Genomic DNA, 15802 nt, shown 5'->3' with positions numbered 1-15802 from the left:
GTCCTCCCTAGCGGCCCGCCGGCTGGCCCGCCGGCGGTTGCCCGAAGACATTCTGGTCGATCCAGTCCGCCCCGCCCTGCACCGCCTTGTCGACCTGGTCGCTGACCTGGTCGCTGCCGGGAACGGACAGCCCGCTCGTCAACGCGACGGTCCCCCAGGTGACGCCGTGCACGACCGAGTTCGGCACGTTCCACGGCAGGTTCGTCGCCCAGTCCCGGGCGATCACCCGGGCACCGTCGGTGACGCCGTGCGTCCGCAGCGCGGCGGCCCGGTCGAGGGCGCCCATGTCGAACGGGGAACCGGACTTGCCCAGCTTGTAGGTGCCCTTCGAGGGGTCGACGAGCTTGTGGAACCACTTGTCGGCCTTGCCGGCGGCGTGCCGCTTGTCGGCGTACTTCTTGCCGGTGCGCAGCTTGCCCTGCATCGCGACCAGCTTGTCGAGGTGTGCCTGCAGCTTGCGCAGGTACAGCATGACCCGCTGCAGCAGCCGGATGACCTTCTGCAGGTGCGCCGCCAGCGGCCGCATGACCTTCAGCATCCGGGTGGCCACGGTCAGGGCCCGGGTCACGGTCACGCCCACGCCGACCGCCCAGGACGCCCCCATCGTCACCGGGGCCATCAGCAACGCTGTCACGAGCGTCACCAGCATCCAGTTCACGAACTCGACGCACAGGTCGACGAGCACGTCGTGCACCGTCTGCAGGCCGTCGGCGACACCCCGCAGGTACTCGGCGGTCGCCGCGAACTGGTCGGCGACGTCGAGCATCTGCTGCTCCACCTCGGTCAGCCGCTGCCCGTACGCCAGGCCCGCGGGTGAGCGCCACCCGGGCTGCGCGGACTCGCGGACCCCGCGGTGCCCCTGCGCCAGGTCGCGCACCTGGGTGGCCAGCGCGTCCCACTCGGCGGCCTTCGCGCGCAGGATCTCGGGCTCACCGTCGACCAGGTCGACGAGCTGGATGAGCGGCCAGGCGAGGGTCCGGCAGACACTGTTGACGGCGTCCTCCACCCCGGACAGCGCGCTGTCGAGGCCGTTCCACAACTCGACGGCGCTGCCGGCGGGGCCGCTCATCCGGGCAGCCCCGACTGGATGGCCTTGAACCCGGCGTCGAGGTCCTGCTCGTTGCGCTCGTACGCCTCGGCCGTGTCGGCCAGCGCGGTGGTGACCCGGTCGAACGCGGCGTTCGCGGCGCCGAACAGCTCGCGGCCGCCGGTGACCTGCTCGGCGTACTTCGCGCGGAGCAGGTCGCTGGCGAACGGCAGGTGGCCGAAGGCGCCCGACGGCACGTCGCCGGCCGAGACGATCTGACCCTCCAGCGCGGCGAGCGAGCTGGCGACCTGTTTGGCGACTGTCTGCAGTCGACGCACCGCCTGCACGTCGACATCGATATCCGGCGGCATGCCGTTCCTCCCCCATGAGTCGAGCGCACCGACGATACGATTCCCGGGCCACCGGGCACCACCCCGTGGCACGGTCCACGGGGGAGGATTCTCATGACTGACCCGACGTCGGCGTTCGACGCGCTCGCCGGGCGCATCGCCGACATCGAAGGCCGGTACGCGGGCCTGGGCGACGACCTGGCCGAGCTGTCCGGCACCGCGCTCGACGACAGCGGGCTGGTCTCGGCGACCGTCGACGCCACCGGCGCGCTGACCGGCCTCACCCTCGCGCCCGCCGCCCTGCGCGCCGGCACCGAGGGGCTGGCGGAGCTGGTGCTCGACGCGTACCGCAAGGCCCGCACGGTCGCCACCGAGCACGTCGAGGACCACGCCGAGGGGTTGCAGGCCGCCATCGGGGCGGACCTCACCGACCTGTTCGGCAAGCCCGGCGACTTCTCCGCGCTGGGGCGTCTGGAGGAGACCGTCGCCCGGCTCGGGCGGCTCACCGACCGACTGCCGCCGGCGTGAGCTCGCCGACCTGGCCGGAGATCGTCGCGCGGCTGCGGGACACGGTCGCCCGCTGCGACCGGGACACCGACCTGGAGCTGTCCGCCGGCCCGCGCGGAATCCGGCTGCTGGTACGCCGCGAGGTGGTCCGGGCGCTCTGCCCGGGCCACGACGAGGCACGCCTGGCCGCGCTCGGCTGGCACCGCCCGACCGGTGACGAGAGCTGGTGGTACGAGTCGGCGCGCACTCCGGAGCAGGTGGAGCGGCTCAGCGTGTTCGTGACCCGTACCGCTGCCGAGCTGCTGACCGACGAGCCCGGCGCGCTCTCCTGTCGGGTCGTACCGCCGGTCGCCCGCCCGGGCCCGACGGTGTCGCCGTCCGCCCCCGGGCCCACCGTGGCGGAGCCGGCGGTGGTGGCGGCGCTCGCCGCGGCCGTCGACAGGCGTGACCTGCCCGGCTATCTCGGGGCGCTGGCCGGCGCCACGGTGTGTGTCCCGCTGGCCGGGGAGCCGGAGCCGGACTCCGACTTCCCCTGGACGGTGGTCGGCGACGCGACGGGCGCGCCGCTGCTGCCGGTCTTCACCTCGCCCCGGGCGCTCACCGCGTTCACCGGGGCCGGGGTGCCGTTCGTCGCGCTGCCCTGCGCCGAGTTGTTCCAGGACTGGCCGGACCCGTCGTGGGGGCTGGCGGTCGACCCGGGCAGCGCCCGGGCGGTCGCCCTGGCCGCGCCCGCCCTGGCCGCACTGCTGACGGCGAACGTCCCCACCGGCTGACGCCCCGGCGGGGCGGTGGGGTGCCCGGCGGGGTGGGCGTGGGAGCGGGTGGGCGGGCACTGGGCGGGACGAACCGCCCACGGCAGCGTCGTTGGTCACTCCAGAGGGGTGGCGAACAGCCGCTGGGCTGGGCAGCATGGAAGGCATGGACTACGAGTACGCGCCGCTGCGGCTGCCGCCGAACGTCGACCGGTTGACCGCCGCGGCGCAGTTGGCGATCCAGGCGGAGTTCTCCGGATGGGAGTTGGCCCGGGTGCGGTTGTACCGCGACGGCACACGGCAGGTGGTGCTGCGGCGGCGGCGGGTCAACCAGCCGCAGCCGGGCCTGTCGTACTGACGGCCGTACGCCCGGGGCCCCACTGGGCCCCGGGCGTCACACAGGCCTCAGTGCTGGTGCCCGGCGTGGTCGTGGTCGTCGTCGAGCTCCAGGAACGGGTGCTCGTCGAGCCGGCCGACCAGTCGGTCGTCGACCGCCGGCTGGAACGGGCCGACCGCGTCGTCGTCGTCGAACGACTCCAGATCGACGGGCGTGCCCACCTCGCTGACCATCACCACCCCGTCGAGGGGCTCCAACTCCGGGACGTCCAGCGCGCCGAGCGAGCCGTCGCCGCTCTGCAGCAGCTCCAACACCGCCTCGCCGACGCCCTCCACCGGCGCCGGCTCGTCGTCCTCCGGGGTGCTCTCGCGACGGGCCGCGTCGGCCACCCGCAGCAGCGCGGCGACGCTCGGCACCCGGTAGTCGCGACGCTGGCGCACCGAGATCACCCGGGGGTGCGGGTCACTGGCCTCGGCGCCCTCGCCAGCACCGAAGCGCTCGTCGGCCTCGTCCGGGTCGATCGAGTCGACATCCCACGGCGTCACCTCGCCGAAGGCGTCGAGCAACCGCTCGTCGTACGCGAAGGAGGCGTTGTTCAACGCCACGTACGCCTGCCAGACGTCGTCGTCGTCGACGCGGCCCTGCGCGGCGCGAACGGCGGCCAGGTGGTGGCGGGCCGCTTCGATCACCCGCTCGAGAGCGGCGTCCAGCTCACCGTGCTGGTCGGTCATGTGGGGCAGTCCCTTCACGTTGGGGAGGTCGCGCGCCGGATGCAGCGCCGGGCGCGGCTAGCAGGTGCGGAGGAACCGGTCGAGAACCCGCACGCCGAACTGTAGTCCGTCGACCGGAACGCGCTCGTCGATGCCGTGGAACAACGCCGAGAAGTTCAGGTCGGCGGGCAGCCGCAGCGGCGCGAAACCGAAGCAGCGGATGCCGAGCTGGGAGAACGCCTTGGCGTCGGTGCCGCCGGAGAGCATGTACGGGACCGGTCGGGCCCCCGGGTCCTCGGCGCGCAGCGCCGCCGACATGGCCTCGACCAGGTCGCCGTCGAAGGTCGTCTCCAGCGCCGGCTGCCGCTGGATGTACTCGATCGCGATGTCCGGGCCGACCAGCTCCCGCAGCTGCCGCTCCAGCAGCTCGGACTGACCGGGCAGGCTGCGGCAGTCGATGGTGGCGGTGGCCCGGCCGGGGATGACGTTGTCCTTGTAGCCGGCGTCGAGTCGGGTCGGGTTGGCGGTGTTGCGGATGGTCGCCCCGATGATGTTGGCGATCGGGCCGAGTTTGGCGATGGCCGTCTCCGGGTCCTCCGGGTCCAGCTCGACACCGAGCAGGTCGGAGACCTCCTCCAGGAAGGCCCGCACGGTGTCGGTGACCACCACCGGGAAGCGGTGCCGGCCGATCCGGGCGACCGCCTCGGCGAGCGCGGTGACCGCGTTGTCGTCGTGCACCATCGAGCCGTGCCCGGGGCGGCCCTTGGCGTGCAGTCGCAGCCAGTCGATGCCCTTCTCGGCGGTCTCGATGAGGTAGAGCCGCTGGCTGTCGTTCACCGAGTAGGAGAAGCCGCCGACCTCACCGATCGCCTCCGTGCAGCCGTCGAAGAGGCCACTGTGGTTCTCCACCAGGAACCGCGCGCCGTAGTCGCTGCCCGCCTCCTCGTCGGCGGTGTACGCGAGCACGATGTCGCGCGGTGGCCGTACGCCGGTGCGCTGCCAGTGCCGCACCACGGCGAGCACCATCGCGTCGAAGTCCTTCATGTCGATCGCGCCGCGGCCCCAGAGGTAACCGTCGCGCAGCTCGCCGGAGAACGGGTGCACCGACCACTCGTCGGCGTCGGCGGGCACCACGTCCAGGTGGCCGTGCACCAGCAGCGCGCCCCGGCTCGGGTCGGTGCCGGGGATGCGGGCCACCACGTTCGCCCGGCCCGGCGCGGACTCGTGCAGGACGGACTCCACGCCCACCTCGGCGAGCTTCTCCGCCACGTACTCGGCGGCGCGGCGCTCGCCGACGCTCGTGTCGTTGTCCCCGGTGTTCGTGGTGTCGATGCGCAGCAGGTCGCGGCAGAGGTCCACGACCTCTGCGCTGGGGTCGGGTCGGGCGGAGGCCGCATCGCTCGTCATCGCCTCTTCATACCAGTCGGCGTCGGCCGGCCGGCCGGCGCACCGGCACGGACGCGCCGGCGCACCGGTGTGTGGGGACCGGCGCATCGACGGGCCCGGTTTCGCCGGGACCGGGTTCGGGTACCGCCGCCCACGACCGCACATCCCTGTCGGAGCTTTCGCCCGCCAGTCGAGGAGGGCACCATGTCCGCCGTTCCCCTGCCGCCGCTGCCGCCCGCACCCGCGCCCGCGGAGGGCTACCGACCCGGTGGCCGCAACATCGCCGACATCGTCGACCGGGAGCACCGTCAACTGGTGGCGCTGCTGGACCAGCTGACCGGCCCGGGCGCCACGCCGCAGGAGGGGTTGCCGGTGCTCACCGCCGCGTTGTCGCGGCACCTCTCCGCCGAGGAGCAGTACCTGCTGCCGGCGGTACGCGCCGCGCTGCCGGCCGCCGGCGAGCGGGTGGACGCCGAGATCAGCGCCGACGCCAGCCTGCTCAGCGCCCTGAAGGGCCTGACCGACGAGGCGTTGACCGAGGTCGCCGAGCGGGTCCGCCGGCACGTCGACGGGGTGGGTGCGCTCGTCACCGAGCTGCGCGCGGTCGCGACCGAGGAGGAGCTGATCCGGCTGGGTAACCGGTTGGAGATCGCCGAGGAGGCGGCACCGACCCGACCGCACCCGGGCACCCCGGCGACCCCTCCGTGGAACCGGATCGTCGAGCCGGCGGTCGGGGTGGTGGACAAGATGCTCGACGCGGTGACCCGCCGGCCGACGTACCTGGCGGACCTGCCGGAGTCGCCGCGGGACTGACCGACGGCGACGATCCCAAGTGCATTCATTATCACCGATCCGCTCGGGCTATTCCGCCGGCCGACGCGTAGTCCTACCGTCACGGTATGAACCTGGAGCTGCGTCACCTGCGGGTGGTCTGCGCGATCGCGGAGACGGGGAGTGTGACGAAGGCGGCGTCGGCGCTCGGCCTGGCGCAGCCGGCGCTGACCGCCCAGCTCCAGCGCATCGAGCGGACCCTGGGCGGCCCGTTGTTCGACCGGGACCGGCGCGGCGCCCGGCCCACCGCCCTCGGTGAGCTGGTGCTGGCCCGGGCCCGGGTGCTGCTGCCGGCGATGAAGGGGTTGCAGGACGAGGCGGCCCGGTTGGCCGGGGCCGGCGACGCGCCGCCGTGCTACCGGTTCGGCGGGGTGAACAGCCCGATCCTGGGCCGGATGGTGCACCGTCTGGCGGCCCGGCAGCCGCCCGCCCAGATCACCACGCTCGCCTCCTGGTCGGTGGACGAGTTGGCGCAGTTGGTGGCGGGCGGGCGACTGGACTTCGCGCTCACCGGGGTGTGCGGCGACGCCAGTCCGTCGGCCGGGTTCGGGTTGAGCTGGCAGGAGGTGGCCATCGACCCGGTGCTGGTGCTGCTGCCCGAGACTCACCCCCTCGCGACGCAGGACGAGGTGCGCCTGGCCGACCTGCGGCACGCGCAGTGGGTGGCCGCCCCGGGCGACGGCTGCTTCGCCGACTGCTTCGCCGCCGCCTGCGCCCGCGCCGGTTTCACCCCCCGCAAGGTGTACGAGACCGACATCCGCGGCTGCGTGGACCTGGTGGAGGCCGGCGTGGCGGTGGCCCTGTGCCAGGCGACGTTCCGTCCGGTGGGCGGTCTGGTCACCCGCCGCCTCGCCGGCATACCGCTGCGCTGGCGGCTCCTTCTCGGCTGGCACCCGGACTCCCCCGCCGCCCGGGAGGCCGACCTGATGGTGCAGACGGCGAAGGCGGCGTACGTCGACTCGTTGGCGCCGCATCCCGCGTACCTGGACTGGCTGTTGCGCCACCCGGCGTTCGGCGTCCGGCAGCCGACCGGGCTGAGTGGGAGGTAACCGGCCGGTGGCGGTGCGAACCGCCGTTGGCCGGGTATCTGGCGGACATGACCGACCTCTACCCGCCCGCCGACGACCGCGAGTTGCTCCGTGCGGCGGCCGCCGCGCACACCGCCGCCACCCGTGCGGTGGAGGCGTTCCTGCGCCGCCTGCCGGAGGTGCCCGACCCGGCCGCCGTCACCGAGTACGCCAACCTGCTCACCCGGGAGGACCAGACCCGTGCCGACCGTGACGCCGCCGCCGACGCGGCGGGGCTGACCATCGCCAGCCTGGAACCGGACCAGGGCCAGTAGCGCGGACGCGAGCGGCGCCGTCCCGCCCGGGACGGCGCCGCTCGCGCGTGGCGTCGTTCAGCGTTCGACGAGCGGATCGTGCCCCAGGTCGAGCAGTGAGTGCCGCCAGTCGTCGTCGGCGTTGCCGCGCGACGGCTTGGCGTCCATCAGCTCGCGGATCCGCTCGACCGCCTCCCGCATCACCTCGATGTCCTCTCCGGTGAGGTCGACCTTGCGCTTGTTCAGCACCTTGAGGATCTCCCGGCCCGGCTGGGGCAGGTCGAGGTTCGGGTTCGGGCTGAACGACTCCTCCCCGGAACCCCGGGTCAGCAGCCACGTCCGTAGCTGCTCCGACGGGACGTTGACCTCGGCGTGGAAGTCCTCCCAGAGCACTTCCACCTCGGGGTCGAGCCGCGCTTCGCGTACCATCAGGTCTCCTCTCCGGGCGGTTTCCCGGACGTCTCCGGGTCGTCCTTGTCGGGCTTGGGGTGCAGGCCCTCCGCGGGCACCCGCGTGCGGCGGGGGTTCGCGGTGGGCGGCGCCAGGATCGGGTCGGGATGGTCGTCCTCGTCCCGGGATCTCTCGGACTCGTGCGGGTCCTCGTGCTCGTCTCGTCGCGCCGGCCCACTCATCGCGGGTGGGTGGTCGTGGCGGCGGTGTACCCCCGCTCGCCCGCGGACACGTCGAAGGTGAGCGCCCCGTCCCGGACGTCCACCGTGACCTTCTGCCCCGGTGAGATCGCCGACTCCAGCAGCATCCGGGACAGGTGGTTGTCGACCTCCCGTTGGATGACCCGACGCAGCGGACGGGCGCCGAACTCCGGTTGGTAGCCGTGTTCGGCGAGCCAGTCGATGCCGGCGGTGGTGAACTCCACCTGGAGATCCTGGGCGTGCATGCGGCGGCGGGTCTCCTCCAGCAGCAGCGCGGTGATGTCGCGCAACTGCTCGGCCTCCAGCCGGCGGAAGATGATGACCTCGTCGATGCGGTTGAGGAACTCCGGACGGAAGTTCTCCTGCAGACGGCGCATCAGCCGCTCCCGCAGCTCGTCGTTCTCCTGCTCGCTGCCCACGTCCCCGCTGCCGAAGCCGACCGAGCGCTGGGCGCCGGTGATCAGCTCCGAACCGAGGTTGCTGGTCATGATCAGTACGGTGTTCTTGAAGTTCACCGTGCGGCCCTGACTGTCGGTCAGCCGCCCGTCGTCGAGCACCTGGAGCAGGATGTTGAACACGTCCGGGTGGGCCTTCTCGATCTCGTCGAGCAGCACCACCGCGTACGGGCGGCGACGCACCGCCTCGGTGAGCTGGCCGGCCTCCTCGTACCCGACGTATCCGGGTGGCGCGCCGACAAGTCGGCTGACCGTGTGCCGTTCCTGGAACTCGCTCATGTCCACCCGGACCATCCGGTCCGCCTCGCCGAACAACGCCTCGGCCAGGGCGCGGGCCAACTCGGTCTTGCCGACGCCGGTCGGGCCGAGGAACAGGAAGCTGCCCATCGGACGTTCCGGGTCGGCCAGCCCGGCCCGGGAGCGCCGGACGGCCTCGGCGACAGCGGTGACGGCGTCGTCCTGACCGACCACCTTCTGATGCAGGTGCCCCTCCAGGCGCAGCAGCCGGTCCCGTTCCTCCTCGGTGAGCTGGCTGACCGGGATGCCGGTGGCCCGGGAGACCACCTCGGCGATCTCCTGCGGACCCACCTCGGGCACCTGCGACGAGGACGAGCCGTCGTCGCCGTTGGCCCGCCGGATCTCCTCCTCCAGCTCGGAGATCCGGTCACGCAGCGCGGACGCGCGCTCGTACTGCTCGTCGGTGACGGCCTGTTCCTTGTCCCGGCGTACCTCGTCGAGCTCCTGTTCCAGCTCCCGCACGTCGGCGGCGGGCGTGCGGGTCCGCAACCGCACCCGGGCGCCGGCCTGGTCGATCAGGTCGATGGCCTTGTCGGGCAGGAACCGGTCGGTGACGTACCGGTCGGACAGCTCGGCGGCGGCGACAAGCGCCTCGTCGGTGAAGCGCACCTGGTGGTGGGCCTCGTAGCGGTCGCGCAGCCCGCGCAGGATCGCGATGGTGTCGTCGACGCTGGGCTCGGGCACCAGCACCGGTTGGAAGCGCCGGGCCAGCGCGGCGTCCTTCTCGATGCTCTTGCGGTACTCGTCGAGCGTGGTCGCCCCGATCACCCGCAGCTCACCGCGGGCGAGGGCGGGTTTGAGCATGTTGGACGCGTCCATTCCGCCCTCGCTGCCGGCGCCGCCCGCTCCGACCAGGGTGTGGATCTCGTCCATGAAGATGATCAGCTCGTCCCGGTGCGCCCGGATCTCGTCGATCACCTTCTTGAGCCGTTCCTCGAAGTCCCCCCGGTACCGGGTGCCGGCGACGAGGCCGGCCAGGTCGAGTTGGACGACCCGCTTGCCGAGCAGGGTCTGCGGCACGTCACCGTCGCAGATCCGTTCGGCGAGCCCCTCGACGATGGCGGTCTTGCCGACACCGGCCTCGCCGATCAGCACCGGGTTGTTCTTGGTACGCCGCGACAGGATCTCGATGGCCTGCTCGATCTCGTCGGCGCGGCCGACCACCGGGTCGATCTGGTCCATCCGCGCCAGGTCGGTGAGGTCCTGCCCGTACTGGTCGAGGGTGGGCGTGCCGCGATCCGGTTTCGGTCCGGTCATCGGCCCGCGCTCGGCGTTGGCGGCCTGCAACGACTCGGGTTGGATCCGGCCGGCGGCCAGCATCCGACCGGCCGGCGACTCCGGGTTGAGCGGCAGCGCCATCAGGATGTGCTCGGGGCCGATGTAGTTGGCGCCCATCGCCCGGGAGAGCTGGTGGGCGTCGAGCAGCGCCCGCTTCGCGGCTGGGGTCAGCGACAGGTTGGGCGGCACCTCTCCGCGGGGCGCCCCGTCGCCCTTGCCGCCGAGCGCGTTGAGCAGGGTGTCCGGGTCGGCGCCGGCCCGGCGTACCAGGTCACGGAGCTGTTCGCGTTGCAGCGCCGCCCAGAGCAGGTGGTCGGTGTCCAGGTCGTTGCTGTGGCGTTGCGCGGCCCGCCGGGCGGCGTCGGCAAGCATTTCCCGGGCGTCCGCGGTCATCAGTCGGGTGATGTCGACCCGGTGCGGCGGTCGGCGTCCTCCCTCGCCCCGACCGAAGTACCTGGCCAGGAATTCGTCCCACGGGTCGGAGCCGGTGTCACCGGGTCCCATCATGTCTGTCCTCCGCAGTCGGGCGCGGCACGGTCGGCAGGGGCTACCCGGCGCGCGCCCCGACAAACGCCCCGGGAGACGGCGTACCGGTATCCCGGGAGTGGCGTGGGGTCGGGGCCGGCCGTTGGTGGCAGGCTGACCGGATGGATGAGACCCCGCTGCTGATCGTGGATGGCGCCAACGTGGTGGGCTCCCGCCCCAACGGGTGGTGGCGTGACCGTGCCGGGGCGGCGGCCCGCCTGCGCGACTCGCTCGCGCCGGTGGCGACCGTCGGGCTGCCGGCCCGGCTGCCCGCCCCGGTGGAGGTGGTGCTCGTGGTCGAGGGAGCCGCGCGGGACGTGCCCGGGACCGACGGTGTGCGGGTGGTCTCCGCCCCCGGCTCCGGCGACGACAGCGTGGTCGACCTGGTCGCGGGCGCTCCGCAGCGACGCCGGTTGGTGGTCACCGCGGACCGGGAGCTGCGCGAGCGGGTCACCGCCCTGGGGGCGGAGGTGTACGGGCCCCGCTGGCTCCGAGATAATTGAGAAGTTCTCGCACTGGGAGTCCCACAGAACGGACTCCCGGCACTTCCGGGGTCCTACCGGACAGGCGGGCAGGAACACCGACAGGGCGGATGTTCTTTCGCGGCGGCCGATAGGCTCTAATGGAGATCTCCCCGCCCCCAGGAGGTTCCGCCGTGGCGAGCGTCGCCGAGCTGAAGGCTGCCATCGATGTCGCCCTCCAACAGATCGGTGACGGGCAGACAGCCGTGCAGGCGGCCGGCGAGAAACTGGCCGAGGCGCAGCAGACCCTGGCCGGCGCGCTGGAGGGCAGCGGACACGAGACGGTGGAGGCGGCCCAGGCGTCGCTGACACAGGCCAGCCAGGAGCTGGAGGAGTGTCTCGCCGCGACACTTGTCGCGGTCGAGCAGGCGCAGCTCTACGTCGCGACCCTGTAGGCCGCCGTGTCCATCATCGAGGACGTCGGGGGGCAGGTCCGCGCCGCCAGCGAGGAGTTCCCGCTGGCCCTGCTCGGGCAGGCGCTGGAGAAGTTCGGCCTGGCCGCCGAGCGACTGCGTTGGGTCCGCCAGGAGTCGGCGAACCCGATGGGGGTGCCCGAGTTGTCCGCCGCGACCGAGCACGCCGAGAGCGCCGGCTACGCGTTGCGGGTGGCCCAGGAACAACTCTCGGCGTACCTGACGGCGATCGGGTTGGGCGCGGACGGCGCTCCGGCGCCCCGCCCTGAGCAACGCGCTCCCCGACACGACACGCCGCCGCCCTCCGGGCCCACCGCAGTCGCCCCGGAGTCGGCCGAGAAGGTGCGAATGAGCCGCTGGTGGTCGGTGCGGGTGGCCGAGCTGACCGGCGGGCGCGAGGGCACCGACGACGAGCCGGACGGGCGGGTGGACGACTCCCAGGAGTTGCTGCGCCGAGTGGTGGGTGGTGTCCGCTCCGGCGACCGGGACCGGCTCCGCAAGGAGCTGCGCCGGGCGCCGGCCGACGTGGGGCTGGGAATGGCGGCGCTGGCGCCACCGCTGCTGCGCGAGCTGGCCGGTGAGCTGCTGGGGCACCCGCCGCGCGCCGCAGACCTTCCTCGACTGCGCGGAGAGTTGGACGGGCGCGTGCGCGACCTGCTGCCCGGGCTGCCGCCACCGGTGCTGGAGACGCTGCTGACCCGGGTGTGCCGGATGCCGCCGCCGCGCACCTCCGGCGAACCCACGCACGCCGCCGACTCCGCGGTGACCGCAGGTGTGGCGACCGGGCTGCTGCTCGCCCGCCTCGGCCGGGACCTGCCCTCCGGCGACCGGGCCCAACCAGCGGGCCCGGGTCAACCAGCCGGCACGGGCCAACGCGGAGCGGGCCAACCAGCCGGCACGGGCCAACGCGGAGCGGGCCAACCGGGCGGCGCGGGCCAACAACGCGGCGCGGGTCACCAAGCGGGCCAGCCAGGCGGGGCGGGTGGCCGCCCCGGTGGTGCGGTCCGCCGGCCGGGGGACGCGGGAGGACAGCACTCCGGTGGGCTGCCACCGCGTTCGGGCAGCCCGTGGCGGGACGCGCCGATCCGTCGGGGCTCCGATGGCTGACCGGCGTGGTCAGCTGGCCGGGCGGATCCGGGACACCCTGGCCGAGGCGTTGGGCGCCACCCGTACCCGGTTGTCCGCCGCCCAGGCGGAGCTGACCTCCGGGCGGGAACGGTTGGCCCGGGTCCAGCGGGCCGCGGCCGCCGTCCCGGAGCGGGTGGGCGCGCAGCGGGACCGGCGCATCGCCGAGATCGACGCCCGTTACTCCGCGCGGATCGCCGAGCTGGCCCGGCGTGCCGCCGAGGCGGCCCGGCAGGAGGCGCCCGGTTGCGCGGGGGCCGACTGGGCGGGGTGGGCACCGACGCCGACCCGGCGCGCGGAGCCGCCCGGCGCGCTGCGGGTCGGCACGGTCCGGATCGACGGCGTCGACCCGGTGCCCGCGCTGGTGCCGCTGCTCGACGCCGGACACGTCCACCTCTCCGGGAACGACCGGGCCGGCTGCGACGCGGTGGTGTCCGCGTTGCTGCTGCGGGCCGCCGGCCGCGCCGACCCCGGGGCGGTACGGCTGGTCGGGTACGACCCGGAGCAGCTCGGTGGCGGCCTGGCCGGGTTCGCGCCGCTGGGCACGGCGGGGCTGCTGACGTTCGTCGGCCCCGGCGGACTGGGTCCCCTGCTCGACGACCTGGTGGAGCAGATCCGCCGGATCAACGAGACGGTGCTCGCCGGCGAGTACGCCTCGCTGCGTGAGCTGGCCGCGGCGACCGGCCGACGCCCCGAACCGTGGCGGGTGGCGGTACTGCTCGGCGGCGACGAGCTCAGCCGGCACGAGCGCGGCCAGCTCGACCGGGTGGTCCGCGCCGGCGCGGCCTGCGGGGTGCACCTGGTGGTGCACGGTGTGCCAGTGCCGGAGGACCCGACGGTGACCCGGGTGGTGGCCGGGACGTCCGGCGCGCGGATCGGCGGGTCGGCCGGGCTGCCGATCCGGTTGGACCCGCCGCCACCGGCGACGCTTGTCACCGAGACCTGCCGGGAGATCGCCGCCCAGGTGAACGCCGGCCCGCCGCCGACCCCGTTCGCGGACCTGCTGCCTCCGCCCGAGCTGATGTGGCGCGAGGACTCCGCCGACGGGTTGACCGCGCCGATCGGTGAGGGGCCGCAGGGCCGGCCGGTGCGGCTGTCGTTGGGCGACTACCCGCCGCACGCGCTGATCGGTGGGCCGTCCGGCACCGGCAAGACCAACCTGATCTTCGCGTGGATCGGTGCCCTCGCCGCCCGCTACTCCCCCGCCGAGCTGGAGTTCTACCTGCTGGACTTCAAGGAGGGGGTGTCCTTCGCGCGGTTCGCGCAGGGCCGGCGTGACCCGAGCTGGTTGCCGCACATGCGCCTGGTCGGCATCAACGTCAACACCGACCGGGAGTTCGGGCTGGCGCTGCTGCGGTTCCTCGCCGAGGAGCTGCGCCGGCGGGCCGACGCGGCCAAGAAGCACGAGGTGACCAAGCTGGCCGAACTGCGCGCGGTCGACCCGACCGGGCACTGGCCCCGCATCGTCGCGGTGGTCGACGAGTTCCAGATGCTGCTGGCCGGTCGGGACGTGGTCGCCCGGGAGGCGGCCGACCTGCTGGAGGACCTGGCCCGGCGCGGCCGGTCGCAGGGCATCCACCTGGTGCTCGCCTCGCAGGACGTGCGGGGCATCGAGGCGCTGTGGGGCCGCCCCGCGCTCGTCGCCCAGTTCACCCTGCGCATCGCGCTGCCCAAGGCGCTGCGGATCCTCGCCGAACGCAACGACGCGGCGCAGTCGCTGCCCCGCTGGCACGCGGTGGTCAACGCCGAGTCGGGCATGGTGGAGGGCAACGAGGTCGCCCGGATCCCGTCGGCGAGCGACTGGGAGACGTGGAGCGGGTTGCAGCACCGGCTGTGGCGGATGCGCCCACCCGACGCGGCGCCGGCCCGACTCTTCGACGGCGACGCGATCCCCCGGCTGCCGGACGCCCCGGACTTCCGGTCGCTCACCGCGCCCCCGGACGGGAGCGTGCCGCGCAGCCCGGTGGCCCTGCTCGGCGAGATCATCGACGTGCAGTCCCGCTCGGCGGCGCTGCGCCTGCCGCGCGCCCCGGGGCGCAACCTCGCGGTGCTGGGCACCCGGGTGGACGAGGCGTGCGCGGTGCTCGACGCGGCGGCCCGGTCACTGGCCCGCCAGCATCCGCCCGGCACCGCCCGGTTCTCCATCGCCTGCCTCGACGCGGACGCCGACCCGATGGCCCGTGCCCTGTACGACGACCTGGCCGACGACGCCGCCTGGTACGACGAGGAGACCGTCGGCGAGCTGATGGCCGAGACGGCCGACGGGCTGACCGGGCCGGGCAGCCCGCACTACCTGTTGCTGTTCGCTGTCGACGCGGCGGCCGGCGCGCTGGCCGCCCGCACGGGGCGGCGCACCGGCCTGGAGCAGCTACGCCGCATCATGCACGACGGGCCGGAACGACGGACGCACGTGCTGGCCTGGTGGCGGGGCGTGGCCCGGATGCGCGCCGACCTCGGTGGGCCGGCCGCCCGCACCGACCAGATCGGCGCCTGGGTGGCGTTGGACGCGCACGGCGGCGAGCTGGGTTCGTCGCTGTACCCGGGCACCGGCGGCCCGGACTGGTATCCCCGCCCCTGGCGCGGGCTCTTCTTCGACCGGGCGGTCCACCGCACCGGACAGGTGATCATCCCCTATGGACCGTCGCGGTGAACGAACCAGTGGCCAGTGAGACGTACGCGGCGCAGTTGCGGCGACTGGCCGACCTGACCGCGCGGGTGGGTGAGCAGCGCGCCGAGGCGCACACCTGGTACGAGCGGCAGTGCGCGGCCGCCGAACGGGCCGTCGCCGACGCCACCGAGCAGGTCCAGGACGCCGAGGTGGAACTCGTCGAGGCGCGCGAACAGCAGGAACGGGTCGACGCCGAGGTGGCGCACCTGTGGCAGCAGGTGCGTACCCGCCTCGGCGCCCGTCGTCTCGGCGGCCCGCCCGCGCCCGCGGCCAGCGGCGGGGGCACCGACGCGGTGGTGCTGCTCACCCGGGCCCGGGACCTGCTCGACCGGGCCGGGCAGCCGGGTGAGCTGCCGGGCTCGGTCAACCCCCTGCTGGCGCTCTGCGGGGTGGCCGGCGCGGTGCTCGCATACGCGCTGGGGCTCGGGGCAAGGGCGTTGGGCGTCGGGTACGGCGGCGACCTGGCGGTCGGGATGCCGGTGCTGGCGCTTGTGGTGACCCTGATCGGGCCGTTGGTCGGGCTGGCGCCGGCGCGCGTGCTGGCCGACCGGAGACACGCGGTGCTCGGCCCCCGGCCGATCATCGTGGTGCTCGGCGCGGGCCTGCTGACCACCGCGCTGCTCCTGGCACTCGGCCGCTGAGCCGGTCG

18 protein-coding genes are annotated in these 15802 nt (G+C 73.9%); 11 read left to right on the top strand and 7 right to left on the bottom strand.

Features of this window, described 5'->3' with window-relative positions:
* Positions 1-7: 7 nt before the first annotated feature.
* Both ACGFH8_RS29455 and ACGFH8_RS29450 read right to left on the bottom strand, forming a co-directional pair.
* Positions 8-1069 (bottom strand): WXG100 family type VII secretion target, encoded by a 1062-nt coding sequence (locus ACGFH8_RS29455; protein WP_393373436.1) that lies wholly within the window; start codon positions 1067-1069, stop codon positions 8-10.
* Complete coding sequence (locus ACGFH8_RS29450) at positions 1066-1398, bottom strand: hypothetical protein (RefSeq protein WP_393373433.1); 333 nt, start codon at positions 1396-1398, stop codon at positions 1066-1068. Before ACGFH8_RS29450 ends, ACGFH8_RS29455 begins: the two co-directional genes overlap by 4 nt.
* 93 nt (positions 1399-1491) lie before the next feature.
* Here ACGFH8_RS29450 and ACGFH8_RS29445 point away from each other — a divergent pair, with 93 nt between their 5' ends.
* The 3 genes from ACGFH8_RS29445 (at position 1492) to ACGFH8_RS29435 (ending at position 2994) form a co-directional block, all read left to right on the top strand.
* Positions 1492-1905, top strand: a complete 414-nt coding sequence (locus ACGFH8_RS29445; protein WP_393373430.1) for a YbaB/EbfC family nucleoid-associated protein — start codon at positions 1492-1494, stop codon at positions 1903-1905.
* The gene (locus ACGFH8_RS29440; protein WP_393373428.1) at positions 1902-2657 is read left to right on the top strand and encodes an SseB family protein; all 756 of its coding nucleotides are present in this window, start codon (positions 1902-1904) and stop codon (positions 2655-2657) included. Before ACGFH8_RS29445 ends, ACGFH8_RS29440 begins: the two co-directional genes overlap by 4 nt.
* A gap of 145 nt (positions 2658-2802) precedes the next feature.
* Positions 2803-2994: a DUF5703 family protein gene (locus ACGFH8_RS29435; RefSeq protein ID WP_013734349.1), complete on the top strand. Its 192-nt coding sequence runs from the start codon at positions 2803-2805 to the stop codon at positions 2992-2994.
* Positions 2995-3041: 47 nt separating this feature from the next.
* Here ACGFH8_RS29435 and ACGFH8_RS29430 read toward each other — a convergent pair whose 3' ends face one another.
* Both ACGFH8_RS29430 and ACGFH8_RS29425 read right to left on the bottom strand, forming a co-directional pair.
* Complete coding sequence (locus tag ACGFH8_RS29430; protein WP_393373425.1) at positions 3042-3704, bottom strand: hypothetical protein; 663 nt, start codon at positions 3702-3704, stop codon at positions 3042-3044.
* Positions 3705-3761: 57 nt separating this feature from the next.
* Entirely contained in the window at positions 3762-5090 is a 1329-nt protein-coding gene (locus ACGFH8_RS29425) for a M20/M25/M40 family metallo-hydrolase (RefSeq protein WP_393373422.1), read from the bottom strand.
* 183 nt (positions 5091-5273) lie between these two features.
* Here ACGFH8_RS29425 and ACGFH8_RS29420 point away from each other — a divergent pair, with 183 nt between their 5' ends.
* The 3 genes from ACGFH8_RS29420 to ACGFH8_RS29410 all read left to right on the top strand — a co-directional run bounded on the left by ACGFH8_RS29420 (position 5274) and on the right by ACGFH8_RS29410 (position 7242).
* On the top strand, positions 5274-5882 hold the full coding sequence (locus ACGFH8_RS29420) for a hemerythrin domain-containing protein (RefSeq protein WP_393373420.1): 609 nt from the start codon (positions 5274-5276) through the stop codon (positions 5880-5882).
* Positions 5883-5968: 86 nt separating this feature from the next.
* Positions 5969-6949, top strand: coding sequence for a LysR family transcriptional regulator (locus ACGFH8_RS29415; RefSeq protein WP_393373417.1), 981 nt, complete (start codon positions 5969-5971; stop codon positions 6947-6949).
* Between the two features lie 47 nt (positions 6950-6996).
* Entirely contained in the window at positions 6997-7242 is a 246-nt protein-coding gene (locus ACGFH8_RS29410) for a hypothetical protein (protein ID WP_393373414.1), read from the top strand.
* Positions 7243-7299: 57 nt separating this feature from the next.
* Here the strand turns inward: ACGFH8_RS29410 and ACGFH8_RS29405 are convergent, their stop codons facing one another.
* The 3 genes from ACGFH8_RS29405 to ACGFH8_RS29395 are packed head-to-tail and all read right to left on the bottom strand — an operon-like array spanning position 7300 to position 10408.
* Complete coding sequence (locus tag ACGFH8_RS29405) at positions 7300-7650, bottom strand: DUF3140 domain-containing protein (RefSeq protein ID WP_393373411.1); 351 nt, start codon at positions 7648-7650, stop codon at positions 7300-7302.
* Positions 7650-7853 (bottom strand): hypothetical protein, encoded by a 204-nt coding sequence (locus ACGFH8_RS29400; protein ID WP_393373408.1) that lies wholly within the window; start codon positions 7851-7853, stop codon positions 7650-7652. The genes ACGFH8_RS29405 and ACGFH8_RS29400 overlap by 1 nt, the downstream gene beginning before the upstream one ends.
* Positions 7850-10408 carry an ATP-dependent Clp protease ATP-binding subunit gene (locus ACGFH8_RS29395; RefSeq protein WP_393373406.1) on the bottom strand — a complete coding sequence of 853 codons (2559 nt, stop codon included), beginning with the start codon at positions 10406-10408 and terminating at the stop codon, positions 7850-7852. Before ACGFH8_RS29395 ends, ACGFH8_RS29400 begins: the two co-directional genes overlap by 4 nt.
* A 140-nt stretch (positions 10409-10548) precedes the next feature.
* Between ACGFH8_RS29395 and ACGFH8_RS29390 the strand changes: the two genes are divergently transcribed.
* The 5 genes from ACGFH8_RS29390 to ACGFH8_RS29370 all read left to right on the top strand — a co-directional run bounded on the left by ACGFH8_RS29390 (position 10549) and on the right by ACGFH8_RS29370 (position 15794).
* Positions 10549-10929, top strand: a complete 381-nt coding sequence (locus tag ACGFH8_RS29390; RefSeq protein ID WP_393373404.1) for a hypothetical protein — start codon at positions 10549-10551, stop codon at positions 10927-10929.
* 152 nt (positions 10930-11081) lie between these two features.
* Entirely contained in the window at positions 11082-11342 is a 261-nt protein-coding gene (locus ACGFH8_RS29385) for a hypothetical protein (protein ID WP_030504016.1), read from the top strand.
* Positions 11343-11348: 6 nt separating this feature from the next.
* Positions 11349-12467 (top strand): hypothetical protein, encoded by a 1119-nt coding sequence (locus ACGFH8_RS29380; RefSeq protein ID WP_393373401.1) that lies wholly within the window; start codon positions 11349-11351, stop codon positions 12465-12467.
* The gene (locus ACGFH8_RS29375; RefSeq protein ID WP_393373399.1) at positions 12460-15135 is read left to right on the top strand and encodes an FtsK/SpoIIIE domain-containing protein; all 2676 of its coding nucleotides are present in this window, start codon (positions 12460-12462) and stop codon (positions 15133-15135) included. Before ACGFH8_RS29380 ends, ACGFH8_RS29375 begins: the two co-directional genes overlap by 8 nt.
* Positions 15132-15794: a hypothetical protein gene (locus ACGFH8_RS29370; protein WP_393373396.1), complete on the top strand. Its 663-nt coding sequence runs from the start codon at positions 15132-15134 to the stop codon at positions 15792-15794. Before ACGFH8_RS29375 ends, ACGFH8_RS29370 begins: the two co-directional genes overlap by 4 nt.
* The last annotated feature ends 8 nt before the right edge of the window (positions 15795-15802 follow it).

The organism is Micromonospora sp. NPDC049175 (assembly GCF_043197345.1).
Classification (GTDB): domain Bacteria; phylum Actinomycetota; class Actinomycetes; order Mycobacteriales; family Micromonosporaceae; genus Micromonospora.
This window is presented reverse-complemented; position numbering and strand designations above follow the sequence as displayed.

Bases quoted from the DNA above. Each gene is read 5' to 3' on its own strand.
- ACGFH8_RS29400 (WP_393373408.1), bottom strand. From the start codon at position 7,853: ATGAGTGGGCCGGCGCGACGAGACGAGCACGAGGACCCGCACGAGTCC.
- ACGFH8_RS29455 (WP_393373436.1), bottom strand. From the start codon at position 1,069: ATGAGCGGCCCCGCCGGCAGCGCCGTCGAGTTGTGGAACGGCCTCGAC.
- ACGFH8_RS29450 (WP_393373433.1), bottom strand. From the start codon at position 1,398: ATGCCGCCGGATATCGATGTCGACGTGCAGGCGGTGCGTCGACTGCAG.
- ACGFH8_RS29445 (WP_393373430.1), top strand. From the start codon at position 1,492: ATGACTGACCCGACGTCGGCGTTCGACGCGCTCGCCGGGCGCATCGCC.
- ACGFH8_RS29375 (WP_393373399.1), top strand. From the start codon at position 12,460: ATGGCTGACCGGCGTGGTCAGCTGGCCGGGCGGATCCGGGACACCCTG.
- ACGFH8_RS29420 (WP_393373420.1), top strand. From the start codon at position 5,274: ATGTCCGCCGTTCCCCTGCCGCCGCTGCCGCCCGCACCCGCGCCCGCG.
- ACGFH8_RS29430 (WP_393373425.1), bottom strand. From the start codon at position 3,704: ATGACCGACCAGCACGGTGAGCTGGACGCCGCTCTCGAGCGGGTGATC.
- ACGFH8_RS29435 (WP_013734349.1), top strand. From the start codon at position 2,803: ATGGACTACGAGTACGCGCCGCTGCGGCTGCCGCCGAACGTCGACCGG.
- ACGFH8_RS29395 (WP_393373406.1), bottom strand. From the start codon at position 10,408: ATGATGGGACCCGGTGACACCGGCTCCGACCCGTGGGACGAATTCCTG.
- ACGFH8_RS29410 (WP_393373414.1), top strand. From the start codon at position 6,997: ATGACCGACCTCTACCCGCCCGCCGACGACCGCGAGTTGCTCCGTGCG.
- ACGFH8_RS29425 (WP_393373422.1), bottom strand. From the start codon at position 5,090: ATGACGAGCGATGCGGCCTCCGCCCGACCCGACCCCAGCGCAGAGGTC.
- ACGFH8_RS29390 (WP_393373404.1), top strand. From the start codon at position 10,549: ATGGATGAGACCCCGCTGCTGATCGTGGATGGCGCCAACGTGGTGGGC.
- ACGFH8_RS29405 (WP_393373411.1), bottom strand. From the start codon at position 7,650: ATGGTACGCGAAGCGCGGCTCGACCCCGAGGTGGAAGTGCTCTGGGAG.
- ACGFH8_RS29415 (WP_393373417.1), top strand. From the start codon at position 5,969: ATGAACCTGGAGCTGCGTCACCTGCGGGTGGTCTGCGCGATCGCGGAG.